Source organism: Citrobacter sp. MGH100 (assembly GCF_001034465.1).
Classification (GTDB): Bacteria; Pseudomonadota; Gammaproteobacteria; order Enterobacterales; family Enterobacteriaceae; genus Citrobacter; species Citrobacter youngae.
In genome coordinates this window covers 917,502-929,929 of record NZ_KQ089801.1, presented here as the reverse complement: position 1 = coordinate 929,929, position 12,428 = coordinate 917,502, and the positions used below count along the sequence as shown (strand labels likewise).

The 12,428-nt window shown below is 52.3% G+C and carries 11 protein-coding genes and 1 tRNA gene; 5 read left to right on the top strand and 7 right to left on the bottom strand.

Annotation, left to right across the window (positions count from 1 at the left end; all coding sequences use genetic code 11):
• Window positions 1-199 precede the first annotated feature (199 nt).
• From SK32_RS15980 to SK32_RS15970, 3 genes are all read right to left on the bottom strand, one after another.
• Window positions 200-1,459 carry a tyrosine-type recombinase/integrase gene (locus tag SK32_RS15980; RefSeq protein ID WP_048213203.1) on the bottom strand — a complete coding sequence of 420 codons (1,260 nt, stop codon included), beginning with the start codon at window positions 1,457-1,459 and terminating at the stop codon, window positions 200-202.
• A gap of 163 nt (window positions 1,460-1,622) precedes the next feature.
• A tRNA-Phe gene (locus SK32_RS15975) sits at window positions 1,623-1,698 on the bottom strand.
• Window positions 1,699-1,803: 105 nt separating this feature from the next.
• On the bottom strand, window positions 1,804-2,511 hold the full coding sequence (locus SK32_RS15970; RefSeq protein WP_048213202.1) for a DUF554 domain-containing protein: 708 nt from the start codon (window positions 2,509-2,511) through the stop codon (window positions 1,804-1,806).
• 469 nt (window positions 2,512-2,980) lie between these two features.
• Here SK32_RS15970 and SK32_RS15965 point away from each other — a divergent pair, with 469 nt between their 5' ends.
• Window positions 2,981-5,116, top strand: a complete 2,136-nt coding sequence (locus SK32_RS15965) for an ornithine decarboxylase (RefSeq protein ID WP_048213201.1) — start codon at window positions 2,981-2,983, stop codon at window positions 5,114-5,116.
• A gap of 52 nt (window positions 5,117-5,168) precedes the next feature.
• Here SK32_RS15965 and SK32_RS15960 read toward each other — a convergent pair whose 3' ends face one another.
• The 4 genes from SK32_RS15960 to mutY form a co-directional block, all read right to left on the bottom strand.
• Window positions 5,169-6,425 (bottom strand): nucleoside permease, encoded by a 1,257-nt coding sequence (locus SK32_RS15960; RefSeq protein WP_003027130.1) that lies wholly within the window; start codon window positions 6,423-6,425, stop codon window positions 5,169-5,171.
• Window positions 6,426-6,635: 210 nt separating this feature from the next.
• Window positions 6,636-7,721 (bottom strand): membrane-bound lytic murein transglycosylase MltC, encoded by a 1,086-nt coding sequence (gene mltC, locus SK32_RS15955; RefSeq protein WP_049001609.1) that lies wholly within the window; start codon window positions 7,719-7,721, stop codon window positions 6,636-6,638.
• An 86-nt stretch (window positions 7,722-7,807) separates the two neighbouring features.
• Window positions 7,808-8,077 (bottom strand): oxidative damage protection protein, encoded by a 270-nt coding sequence (locus SK32_RS15950; protein ID WP_003027126.1) that lies wholly within the window; start codon window positions 8,075-8,077, stop codon window positions 7,808-7,810.
• A 27-nt stretch (window positions 8,078-8,104) separates the two neighbouring features.
• Window positions 8,105-9,157 (bottom strand): A/G-specific adenine glycosylase, encoded by a 1,053-nt coding sequence (gene mutY / locus SK32_RS15945; RefSeq protein ID WP_086523813.1) that lies wholly within the window; start codon window positions 9,155-9,157, stop codon window positions 8,105-8,107.
• 160 nt (window positions 9,158-9,317) lie between these two features.
• On the opposite strand from mutY, the gene trmB reads away from it, so the two are divergent.
• The 4 genes from trmB to ansB all read left to right on the top strand — a co-directional run bounded on the left by trmB (window position 9,318) and on the right by ansB (window position 12,367).
• Window positions 9,318-10,037, top strand: coding sequence for a tRNA (guanosine(46)-N7)-methyltransferase TrmB (gene trmB, locus SK32_RS15940; protein WP_003027117.1), 720 nt, complete (start codon window positions 9,318-9,320; stop codon window positions 10,035-10,037).
• Complete coding sequence (locus SK32_RS15935) at window positions 10,037-10,363, top strand: YggL family protein (RefSeq protein WP_003027115.1); 327 nt, start codon at window positions 10,037-10,039, stop codon at window positions 10,361-10,363. The genes trmB and SK32_RS15935 overlap by 1 nt, the downstream gene beginning before the upstream one ends.
• 49 nt (window positions 10,364-10,412) lie before the next feature.
• Window positions 10,413-11,132, top strand: coding sequence for a YggN family protein (locus SK32_RS15930; protein WP_048213199.1), 720 nt, complete (start codon window positions 10,413-10,415; stop codon window positions 11,130-11,132).
• 188 nt (window positions 11,133-11,320) lie between these two features.
• The gene (gene ansB, locus SK32_RS15925) at window positions 11,321-12,367 is read left to right on the top strand and encodes an L-asparaginase 2 (RefSeq protein WP_048213198.1); all 1,047 of its coding nucleotides are present in this window, start codon (window positions 11,321-11,323) and stop codon (window positions 12,365-12,367) included.
• Window positions 12,368-12,428 lie beyond the last annotated feature (61 nt).

Genomic DNA, 12,428 nt, shown 5'->3' with positions numbered 1-12,428 from the left:
CAATAAAAATAGAATAAGAAGTTTTGTTAGAAAGGAAAAACAGGAAGTAAAAAGCAGGTAGAGTGACGCTGAGCATGTTATCAGTCGCCACCATAAAAGGGGAAGCGCTGAATAACATCAGATTAAAAAGGACCAAAGTAAGTGCAAATAAAAAGCAGATCCGCTGAGATCTGCTTTACGGCGTGGTTCATCAACAAATTCAGGCCACCTGAACCTGCCTGTCATACCGATAAGGCGCAACGAACTTCTGCCGACAGGCGTCGAGCCAGTCCGACCACCACTGCATCATCTGTGTGCGCTCGTCGAGGTGTTCCGCCTTGTGGATATACGCGGCGCGAACATTGTTACGCTCCTGATGGCTCATCTGCCGCTCCACGGCGTCTTTCGACCAGCGCCCGGACTCAATCAGTGCGCTACAGGCCATCGTGCGGAAGCCGTGGCCGCACACGTCTACTTTCGTATCGTACCCCATCACCCGCAGCGCCTTGTTGATGGTGTTTTCGCTCATCGGCTTGCGCGGATCGTGATCGCCGGGGAACAATAACTCACTGCTGCCGGACAGCAGTTTTAACTGCTTCAGCACCGTCACCGCCTGCGTTGACAGCGGCACCAGATGCGGCGTTTTCATCTTTGCGCCGCGCTCTGAATAACGCACGCCCGGAATCGGCTCACGCTGTGCGGGGATCGTCCACATGGCACCATCCAGATCGATCTCTGTCCAGCGGGCAAAACGTAGTTCGCTGGAGCGGATAAAGATCAGCAGGTTAAGCTGTACCGCCAGCCGTGTCAGTAATCTGCCGGAATAGCTTTCCAGCCGCTCCAGTAATTCCGGCATTTTCTCCAGCGGCAGGGCGGGGTAGTGGTTTTTCGGCGGCGGCGCGATGGCTCCGGTCAGATCGTTGGCCGGATTGCTGGTGATCAGGCTCTCTTGCACCGCATAGCGCATAATTGCCGTGGTGCGCTGCTGAATGCGTGCGGCGGTCTCCAGATTGCCTTTTCTCTCCGCCACCCGCAGCGGGATTAGCAGATCGGCGGTTTTCAGGTCGGTAACGGGGATCTTACCGATCAGCGGGAAAACGCGTAGCTCCAGTGAGCGCAGGATCTTCGCCGCGTGATGCTCCGTCCAGCGGATATTGCCCGCCAGCCACTTACGGGCGACCTCTTCGAACGTATTGCCGCTTTTCTTCGCCTGCTTCTCCTGCTGTTTTTTCACCCCCGGATCGTCGCCCGCACTGAGTACCGTACGAGCTTCTTCACGCAGCTTACGCGCATTCGCCAGCGTCACGGTCGGGTAAGCGCCAAACGCCAGCTTCTTCTCCTTGCCGCCAAAGCGGTACTTGAGTTGCCAGAGTTTAGAGCCGTTGGGTTTAATCAGCAGGTATAAGCCCTGTGCGTCGCTGAGTTTGTAGGGTTTATCGAGCGGCTTTGCATTGCGAATGGCGGTATCGGTGAGTGGCATAGCGGGGGCTCCAGAGTTTATCGAACCGACAGGCCCCCAATTAAGCCCCCAAAAACTCTGGGTGTCAAAAAATCTGGCAGTATCTATTGATACTCCAGACTCTTTGTAACTTACTGATTTTTTAACGTTTCAGGACGCACAGGTACGCCATGAAACTAAATTTTGGTGCCCGGACTCGGAATCGAACCAAGGACACGGGGATTTTCAATCCCCTGCTCTACCGACTGAGCTATCCGGGCAACGAGGCGCATTAAACCCGATTCACTTCGTTTCGTCAACGAAATTTCTTCAAATCAATGCAGACTGCACAATCTATCACCACATTGCTGGTATTGCACGCATTCTCAGGCAAAAAATGCCGTCCATGCTGCGGAAAGCGGCATTGCCAGCAGCAGGGCGGGAAGCATATTCACCACCGCAAACATTTTGATTCCGCAAATACGTAGACCCGTCGCCAGCAACAGCAGTCCGCCTACCGCGCTGAAATCGGCCATCATGGCTGGGGTTGTCAGCGGTAAAATCAGAGCCGCGCAGGTGGCGAGCGTCAACTGAATTGCCAGCATCGGCACACAAATTGCCGATACCGCGATTCCTAATGAGCAGGCAAAGATGATGGCCGTGAAGAAATCCAAAAATGACTTGGCGATTAAAATATTAGGATCGCCGGTCATCCCTTCATGGATCGCACCGAAGATCCCGGTCCCGCTGGCGCAAAACAGCACGATGATAGCCACGTAGCTTTGGATGAAAGATTCGTGTGTTGCATTGACATCCGATTTGGTGAAAAGCTGCTGCGCTTTGGCGACAGCGGTATTAATGCCTTTTTCCAGATGACAGAACTCGCCGATCAGCGCGCCGAGCAGCGTTGCCAGCACCATCACCGGCAAGTTAGCGCATTTGATAACCAGCAGGATACCAATCCCCAACGAGCACAACCCGAATATTGAGGTCATTGAGATCCGAATACGTTCGGGTAAGTGCTGGCTGAGCAGCGCGCCAAGAACGCCACCGAGTAAAATGGCGCTGGCATTAATAAAGGGTCCGATTACCACGTTAGCTCCTGCATACCTATTATCGTATTGATGTTAAAGGCAATTGTCTGGGTGAAATTATGTTTCAGATTGCATTATTATGCCGCTATTTTCAGACGAAATGTTTGTTTATCTGTGAGGTTTAAGCACAGGATTTTATCTTGCGCCTGTAGGTGAAAGGTGCCATGATTGCGCGAATTTTCTCCTGTCTGAATGGGGCTGCCTGGGATGATATTACTCCCCCTACATCGCCTTCAATATCGCCTTTTTGCGCGACGTTTGCCCCTTCCTGCGACTTATCTATACTCTCCCACCATGCGGTGAGGGCAGCGCACGCTCACTGCAGGATAACAGTAAAATCAGAGGCTATCTGCTTTTACTGATGTCTGGCGGTCGGGGCTGGTGACCAGTTTGACCTGTCATTTCGTGGGGCATAGCAATGCGGCTTTGCCCGGGACTTTTGATTCTCCCGATACGGGTTTTTGCGCTTATGAAATCAATGAATATTGCCGCCAGTGGTGAACTGGTTTCCCGTCTGTCTACTCATCGCAAGGTGGTGACGCTGGACAGTACCGATTTTACTGACGTCGCGGCAGTCGTCATTACCGTTGCGGACAGCCGCAGCGGGATCCTGGCTTTGCTGAAACGCACCGGGTTTCACATACCGGTGTTTATATTTTCAGAGACCAACGTGGATGTCCTGGCAGACGTTGAAGCGGTTATCTGCGGCAATGCGCAGGACTGGCTGGAGCTGGAGTCTGCCGCCCGTCGGTATGAGGAAGAGTTGCTGCCGCCGTTCTATGACACGCTGACCCAGTATGTTGAAATGGGGAACAGTACCTTTGCTTGTCCGGGGCACCAGCATGGTGAGTTTTTTAAGAAGCATCCGGCGGGTCGACATTTCTACGAGTTCTTTGGCGAGAACCTGTTTCGCGCGGATATGTGCAACGCTGACGTTAAGCTGGGCGATCTGCTGATTCATGAGGGATCAGCGAAACATGCGCAGAAATTTGCCGCGAAAGTTTTCCACGCGGATAAAACCTACTTTGTGCTGAACGGGACTTCTGCGGCGAATAAAGTGGTGACCAATGCGCTGCTGACGCGCGGCGATCTGGTGTTGTTTGACCGCAACAACCATAAGTCCAACCACCACGGCGCGCTGATCCAGGCAGGCGCGACGCCGGTTTATCTGGAAGCGGCGCGTAATCCGTTTGGCTTTATTGGCGGTATTGACGAGCACTGCTTTGATGAGGCGTATCTGCGCCAGCAACTGCGTGACGTTGCGCCGCACAAGGCTGACCAGCCGCGTCCGTTCCGTCTGGCAATCATTCAGCTAGGTACCTATGACGGCACGATCTACAACGCCCGGCAGGTGATCGACAAGATCGGTAGCCTGTGCGATTACATCCTGTTTGATTCTGCCTGGGTTGGCTACGAGCAATTTATTCCGATGATGGCCGATGGGTCACCGCTGCTACTGGAGCTCAATGCTGACGATCCGGGGATCTTTGTCACCCAGTCGGTACACAAACAGCAGGCCGGATTCTCGCAAACCTCGCAGATCCACAAAAAGGATAACCATATTCGTGGTCAGGCGCGATTCTGCCCGCACAAGCGTCTGAACAATGCGTTTATGCTGCATGCTTCCACCAGTCCGTTTTACCCGCTGTTTGCGGCGCTGGACGTGAACGCCAAAATCCATGAAGGCGAGAGCGGTCGTCGGCTATGGGCGGAGTGTGTGGCGCTGGGGATCGAGGCCCGTAAAGCGATACTTACCCGCTGTAAGCTGATTCAGCCGTTTATTCCCCCGGTAGTCGATGGCAAACCGTGGGAAAGCTATCCGACGCCGGTGATTGCCAGCGAGCGCCGCTTCTTTAGCTTTGAACCGGGTGCTAAATGGCATGGTTTTTCCGGCTACGCGCGCGACCAGTACTTCGTTGATCCCTGCAAGCTGTTGTTAACTACTCTGGGCATTGATGCGCAAACCGGGCAATATACTGAGTTTGGTATTCCGGCGACGATTCTGGCGCATTACCTGCGTGAAAACGGCATTGTTCCAGAGAAATGCGACCTTAACTCGATTCTGTTCCTGCTGACCCCGGCAGAAAGCACCGAGAAACTGGCGCAACTGGTGGCGATGCTGGCGCAGTTTGAGCAGCATATTGAGGACGATACGCCGCTGGCAGATGTGCTGCCCACCATCTTCAACAAGTATCCGGTACGCTATCGGGATTACACGCTGCGTGAACTGTGTCAGGAGATGCACGATTTATACGTCAGCTTTGATGTCAAGGATCTGCAAAAAGCGATGTTCCGCCAGGAGAGTTTGCCTGCCGTGGCGATGAACCCGCAGGATGCGAACAGCGCTTTCATCCGCGGTGATGTCGAACTGGTGCGAATTTCTGATGCCGCAGGTCGCGTTGCGGCAGAAGGTGCGCTGCCTTATCCTCCGGGCGTGCTGTGCGTGGTACCGGGTGAAGTCTGGGGCGGGGCGGTGCAACGTTATTTCCTGGCGCTGGAAGAGGGCGTAAACCTGCTGCCGGGTTTTTCGCCGGAGCTGCAAGGCGTTTACAGTGAAACGGATGCCGACGGTATTAAGCGTCTGTATGGATATGTTGTGAAGTAAGCGCAAAAAAAGCGGGTTACCTTTTGGCAACCCGCTTATCTCTGCGTAAACGTTAGTGCGCGATAGTTTGGGTACCTGCCGGAACGCGTACGTGTTTGTATTTAAACAGCGCCACGAAGGCAAAAGCCAGAACCAGCGAGTAACCTGCGAAGATCAGCCACACGGTCTGCCAGTCGGTAATACCGTTCAGCGTATAGTGTTCAACCACTTTACCGCTCACCAGACCGCCAAGAATACAACCGAAGCCGTTGGTCATCATCAGGAACATACCCTGTGCGCTGGCGCGGATTTCAGGGCGAACTTCTTTCTCCACGAATACCGAGCCAGAGATGTTGAAGAAGTCGAAGGCGCAGCCGTAAACAATCATCGACAGAACCAGCAGCACGGTACCGAACGGTGTCGGATCGCCGTAGGCAAACAGGCCGAAGCGCAGCATCCACGCCACAATACTGATAAGCATTACATTCTTAATACCGTAACGGCTCAAGAAGAATGGGATGGTCAGGATAAACAGCGTCTCGGAAATCTGCGAGATCGACATCATCACCGAGGCGTGTTCAACGATGAAGCTACCGGAGAACAGCGGGTTGTTATCGAAGCTGTGCAGGAAGGTATTACCGAACATATTGGTAATCTGCAGCTCAGCGCCCAGCATCATTGAGAAGATAAAGAAAATCGCCATACGCTTGTTTTTAAACAGCGCGAAAGCATCCAGGCCCAGCATGGACGACCAGCTCTGGTTTTTCTGCTGGTTAGCCACCGGAATATGCGGCAGCGTCAGCGTGAACAGCGCCAAAACAACGGACAGCGTTGCACCGATATACAGCTGCATATGACTCAGCTCGAAGCCGGAGAAGCTCACGCCCCACATCGCCATAATAAAGCCAATGGTGCCCCAGATACGGATTGGCGGGAAGTCTGTAACGATATCCATCCCGGCTGACTGCAGGCGATAGTAAGAAATGGTGTTGATTAACCCCAGCGTTGGCATATAGGCCAGAGAGTTAAGCAAGATCACAAAGAACATGGCGCCTGGGGTGGTGACTTCGGCTGCGGCGAACAGCGTTGCTGCGCCGACCAGGTGACAAATGGCGTACACCCATTTCGCACTGATCCATTTGTCGGCCACGATCCCTAACAGCGTAGGCATAAACACGGCGGCGATCCCCAGCGAGCTATACACTGCGCCAATGGATGCACCATCGAATTTTAGGGTGACAAACATATAGGAGCCGAGGGTAGTGAGCCAACTACCCCATAAGCAGAACTGCAGAAACGAGAGCACTTTCAGCTGCAGCTTAAGATTCATGTTAATTTCCTCACACCGTAATGCGGATGAATGTTTTAAAAGGCACATTTGCCGGGGCTTGATGATGTGATTCTATCAACGAGAGACACTCTTTTTTTGTTACCTGTGACAAATATTTGCAAACAATTTCTGATTGCAAAGCAAAAGAGTGATGGGGTTAACACTTTACCCTCTTCCGGGCCCCGTTTACCGGGGCAGAAGAGGGATATATTAGCGGCGTCGATATGATTTTTGGGCGGAATTGACCTTGTAAAGGTATCGGCGTGATTCAGCAGACGGATGTCGGGTGGTCAGTGTTTGATAAACGTCCCCCGGGGTCATGCTGTTGATAATATTCGCGGCCTGAATTTTATCGTTCGAGAAAACGCGCAGCACGCTGCCCGCACCGCCGTTATATGCCGTGATGACCGCATAGCGACGGGAGGTTGGATTATCAATGCCGCCTAAATAGACATTGTTGAGCATAGCCAGATAGGCGGTACCGGTATCAATGTTGCTGGCCGGGTCAAACAGGAAGCTACGGCTCGGCGTGCCGGAGCGCCCTTGCGAGCGAAACACATCTTTCCCGGCGCTATGCTGTACCACCTGCATCAGTCCCAGCGCATCGGCATGGCTGACCGCATACGGGTTAAATGAGGATTCGGTTTGCATGATGGCCAGAATCAGCGACTCATCGACGCCATACTTACGCGAAGCCTGACGCACCATGCCGACGTATTTATGCGCGCGCTTATCAAGGTGGTTCGGTACCAGGTTGATCGTCACGCTATAGATGATGCGAATACCATTGCTGCGGCTTTTCAGGCGTGTTTTCAGCAGATAGTCAGCGAAATTGGTGGCGCGTCCCTCCCAACGAATGGGCTGGCCGGTATTATCGACCACCTGCCCGTACAGGAACGGCTCTTTGGAAATCTTGATGTCGTCGACATCGGAATAGAGGTCGATAGAACCCGGATCATCCCCCATCAGCAATGTCTTGATAATCGCCCGACGCAGGTGTCCGGCGGGATCTGTCCCGGCAATGGTCTCGACGGTTATCGTACCGTCATCAAAGTTGATATGGCTGCGGGTTTGATACTGATCGGTATACTTTACGTAGTCCTTTGGACCCGCAATCAGCACTTCCTTAAATCCCCACAAATTCTCAATGTTATGGGCAAATTGCCCCATCAGAATATCAAAACCGTTGGTATCCTTGACCCAGGCTTCGTTATAGGAATCGCCTTTTTTGGTCGAACTGGAACAGGAGATGAGCAACGGCGCAATAACGGCAAGCGCGAGAAATTTTTTCATCATTCCGGGAGTGCGTGTTGTGTTTGTTATTTGCAAGGACCAGATTAAATCGTAGGCCGGATAAGCGCAGCGCCATCCGGCAACGGTTCTTAAGACTCTGGTGTATAGCCTTCAATATGCACATCTTTGCCTTCAAACAGGAAGTTGATCATCTCCTGCTCAAGCAGTTTACGATGCTCAACGTTCATCATATTGAGCTTCTTCTCGTTAATCAGCATGGTTTGCTTATGCTGCCATTGCGCCCATGCTTCTTTAGAAATCTCGTTGTAGATGCGTTTCCCCAGATCGCCCGGGTACAGCTGAAAATCCTGGCCCTCTGCTTCGCGTTGCAGGAAAGTGCAAAAAATCGTTCTGCTCATAAAAAATCCTCTCTATCGACCGGTACGTTAAACGTGTGTACCGGCACGTAATTGCTGTAACAAACGCTCCACGGGAGCCGCCAGTCCGACCGACGGCGGTTGCGCTAAGTTATACCAGAGCGCGTTGCCTTCATCCATGCATGAGCCGAATGAAGACACAGGAAGCCACATAGGCACAATGTCTAAGTGGAAATGGCTAAAGGTATGGCGAAACGCATTAAGTTGGGTCAGATTATCTGCGTTAATTTGCCGTTGCGCCAGCCAGTTGCGCAGTCCATCTTCGTCGTCAAACTGTGGAAAACAGTATAAACCACCCCATAAGCCGCTGGGCGGTCGCTGTGCGAGCAGCACTTCGTCATCATGCTGCATCAGTAAAAAATAGCCCGTTCGTTCTGGCAGCGTTTGCTTGGGTTTTTTACCCGGGTACAACGCCCAGCTTGCATTGGCGCTGGCCACACAGCCATTATCCAACGGACACAGCGAACATTTAGGTTTTGAGCGCGTACAGACCATGGCGCCTAAATCCATCATCGCCTGATTAAAACGCTCAACGCCATGGGCGGGCGTCACCTGCTCGCTCAACTCCCACAGCTTCTTTTCGACCTCTTTTTTACCCGGCCAGCCGTTTACAGCATAACAGCGAGCCAGCACGCGTTTGACGTTACCGTCGAGAATCGGAAAATGCTGACCCAGAGAGAGGGAAAGGATCGCGCCTGCGGTTGAGCGACCGACGCCTGGCAGAGCAGCCACCTCATCAAAAGTTTGCGGAAATATACCGCTATGCAGCGTGACAACCTGCTGCGCGGCTTTATGCAGATTACGCGCTCGGGCGTAATAGCCAAGGCCGGTCCATAAATGCAAGACTTCATCCAGCGGCGCATGGGCTAAATCGCTTACCGTTGGGAAGCGCGCCATAAAGCGCTCAAAATAAGGGATAACGGTCGCAACCTGAGTTTGTTGCAGCATTACCTCAGAGAGCCATACTTTGTAAGGCGTCTTGTCAATTTGCCAGGGTAGCGTTTTCCGCCCGTATTTGTCGTACCAGCTCAACACCTGAGCCGAGAATTGAGACGCTTGCATGATTACCGTTTCATTATTGCCGGGGGCAAGATTGCAGCACAGCGGCAACGGGGTGTAAACCGGAACTTTCCGCTGCTCACTTTCTTCCTTTACTTGCATCCGGCAACTAACTTTGGATAATGCCCGTTTTCAGAACTCAAACACAGCAGACTAAACTTTTATGAAGAACGACGTCATTTCACCGGAATTTGATGAAAACGGCCGCCCTCTGCGCCGGATTCGTAGTTTTGTTCGTCGCCAGGGGCGACTGACGAAAGGGCAGGAACACGCGCTGGAAAACTACTGGCCGGTGATGGGCGTTGAGTTCAGCGAAGAGCCTGTAAATTTCGCAGAACTGTTTGGCCGTGATGCGCCAGTCACGCTGGAAATCGGTTTTGGTATGGGAGCGTCGCTGGTCGCAATGGCGAAAGCGCGTCCGGAACAGAATTTCCTCGGCATTGAGGTTCACTCGCCGGGCGTTGGTGCGTGTCTGGCTTCAGCCCATGAAGAGGGTGTCGAGAACCTGCGCGTCATGTGCCATGATGCCGTTGAAGTCCTGCATAAAATGATTCCTGACAATTCTTTATCTATGGTTCAGCTGTTTTTCCCTGACCCGTGGCATAAAGCACGTCATAATAAACGCCGTATCGTTCAGGTACCGTTTGCTGAGCATATCTTAAGTAAGCTGAAGCTGGGCGGCGTATTCCACATGGCAACCGACTGGGAAGCTTATGCGGAACATATGCTGGAAGTGATGTCCTCCATTGACGGGTATAAAAACCAGTCCGAGAGTAACGATTATGTACCGCGCCCACAATCGCGCCCGGTAACCAAATTTGAACAACGTGGTCATCGTCTTGGCCACGGCGTATGGGACTTAATGTTCGAGAGGGTGAAATAATGGCAAAGAACCGTAGCCGTCGTCTGCGTAAAAAGATGCACATCGAAGAATTCCAGGAAGTAGGATTTTCGGTTGCATGGCGTTTCCCGGAAGGTACATCTGGAGAGCAGGTCGATCAAATCGTTGATGACTTTATCAATGAAGTTATCGAACCGAACAAGCTGGCTTTTGACGGCAGCGGCTATCTGGCCTGGGAAGGTCTGATCTGTCTGCAGGAAATCGGCAAATGCACCGAAGAACACCAGGCAATCGTACGTAAGTGGCTGGAAGAGCACAAACTCGAAGAAGTGCGTACCAGCGAACTTTTCGATATTTGGTGGGACTAAGTAGCACAGGGTCGGCAAATGCCGGCCCGATTTGTCTTGAGGGAAAGATATGATGCGCAAAACGCTGCTGGCGGCAGTCCTAACGTTCACGGCGATGGCCGCACATGCAGATTACCAGTGCAGCGTCACCCCGCGTGACGATGTGATTTTGAGCCCACAAACGGTGCAGGTGAAGGGCGAGAACGGCGACCTGATTATTACCCAGGCCGGCGATGTCACCTTCAACGGTAAACAGTACAACCTGAACGCCGCACAGCGTGAGCAAGCCAAAGATTATCAGGCGGCGTTGCGTAGCAGCCTGCCGTGGATTGACGAAGGTGCCAGAGCGCGCGTAGAGAAAGGTCGCGTGGCGCTGGATAAAATCATCGCCAAAGAGGTCGGTGAAAGCAGCAACATGCGTGGCCGCTTAACCAAGCTGGATGCGCAATTGAAAGAGCAGATGAACCGCATCATCGAGCATCGAACTGATGGCCTGACCTTCCATTATAAGGCGATTGATCAAGTCCGCGCGGACGGACAACAGCTGGTTAATCAGGCGATGGGCGGTATTTTGCAGGACAGCATCAACGAAATGGGTGCCAAAGCCGTACTCAAAGGCGGTGGTAATCCGTTGCAGGGTGTGCTTGGGAGTCTCGGTGGCTTGCAAACCTCAATTCAAAACGAATGGAAGAATCAGGAACAAGACTTCCAGCAGTTTGGCAAAGATGTTTGTGCCCGCGTCGTGACGCTGGAAAACGATCGTAAAACGCTGGTTAGCACTCTGAAATAATCTTCACCTCTTTTTAACGGCGCAGAAACATTTTGCGCCGTTTTATTTTGTATATTTCTGTTTTTTTGATATCCATCTCTAAGAATGGCAATTTGGTGGAGATATAAATCTGGTTAATTGGAACTCGTCACATTATTCATCTGTAGGATAGACATAATGCTGCAAATTCAAGTAACTGGAGAAATAACATGGAGTTTTTCAAGAAAACGGCACTTGCCGCACTAGTTATGGGTTTCAGCGGCGCGGCGCTTGCACTGCCAAACATCACCATTTTAGCGACCGGCGGGACGATTGCCGGTGGTGGTGATTCCGCGACAAAATCTAACTACACGGCAGGCAAGGTTGGCGTAGAAAATCTGGTTGAGGCCGTACCTCAGTTGAAAGATATCGCCGTGGTTAAAGGTGAGCAGGTAGTGAACATCGGCTCCCAGGATATGAATGACGACGTCTGGTTAACGCTGGCGAAAAAGATTAATACCGAGTGTGATAAAACCGACGGCTTCGTGGTAACGCATGGTACGGATACCATGGAGGAAACCGCCTATTTCCTCGATCTGACCGTCAAATGCAACAAGCCGGTGGTGCTGGTAGGCGCGATGCGTCCATCTACCGGTATGAGCGCTGATGGCCCGTTCAACCTGTATAACGCCGTGGTAACCGCCGCAGATAAAGCCTCTGCCAACCGCGGTGTGCTGGTGGTGATGAACGACACCGTTATGGATGGTCGCGACGTGACCAAAACCAATACCACTGACGTTGCTACCTTCAAATCCGTTAACTACGGCCCGTTGGGTTACATTCATAACGGTAAAATCGACTACCAGCGTACGCCTGCGCGTAAGCACACCACATCCACGCCGTTCGATGTTTCTAAGCTGACCGAGCTGCCGAAAGTCGGGATTGTTTACAACTATGCTAACGCCTCCGATCTGCCGGCAAAAGCGCTGGTAGATGCGGGTTACGCAGGGATCGTTAGTGCGGGTGTAGGTAACGGTAACCTGTATAAAACCATTTTCGATACGCTGGCAACTGCCGCGCATAAAGGAACCGTTGTCGTACGTTCATCCCGTGTACCGACTGGTGCTACCACCCAGGATGCTGAAGTTGATGATGCGAAATATGGCTTTGTCGCGTCTGGTTCGCTGAACCCGCAAAAAGCGCGTGTTCTGTTGCAGCTGGCGCTGACCGAAACCAAAGATCCTAAGCAGATTCAGGAAATGTTTAATCAGTATTAATCGATGAAGGTGGCTGCGCTTATCGACCTAACCCTGTAGGCCTGATAAGCGCAGCGCCATC

Excerpts from the sequence above, each read along its gene's own strand:
- mutY (WP_086523813.1), bottom strand. The coding sequence starts at position 9,157 with ATGCAAGCGTCTCAATTCTCGGCTCAGGTGTTGAGCTGGTACGACAAA.
- mltC (WP_049001609.1), bottom strand. The coding sequence starts at position 7,721 with ATGATGAAAAAATTTCTCGCGCTTGCCGTTATTGCGCCGTTGCTCATC.
- ansB (WP_048213198.1), top strand. The coding sequence starts at position 11,321 with ATGGAGTTTTTCAAGAAAACGGCACTTGCCGCACTAGTTATGGGTTTC.
- SK32_RS15965 (WP_048213201.1), top strand. The coding sequence starts at position 2,981 with ATGAAATCAATGAATATTGCCGCCAGTGGTGAACTGGTTTCCCGTCTG.
- trmB (WP_003027117.1), top strand. The coding sequence starts at position 9,318 with ATGAAGAACGACGTCATTTCACCGGAATTTGATGAAAACGGCCGCCCT.
- SK32_RS15950 (WP_003027126.1), bottom strand. The coding sequence starts at position 8,077 with ATGAGCAGAACGATTTTTTGCACTTTCCTGCAACGCGAAGCAGAGGGC.
- SK32_RS15980 (WP_048213203.1), bottom strand. The coding sequence starts at position 1,459 with ATGCCACTCACCGATACCGCCATTCGCAATGCAAAGCCGCTCGATAAA.
- SK32_RS15960 (WP_003027130.1), bottom strand. The coding sequence starts at position 6,425 with ATGAATCTTAAGCTGCAGCTGAAAGTGCTCTCGTTTCTGCAGTTCTGC.
- SK32_RS15930 (WP_048213199.1), top strand. The coding sequence starts at position 10,413 with ATGATGCGCAAAACGCTGCTGGCGGCAGTCCTAACGTTCACGGCGATG.
- SK32_RS15935 (WP_003027115.1), top strand. The coding sequence starts at position 10,037 with ATGGCAAAGAACCGTAGCCGTCGTCTGCGTAAAAAGATGCACATCGAA.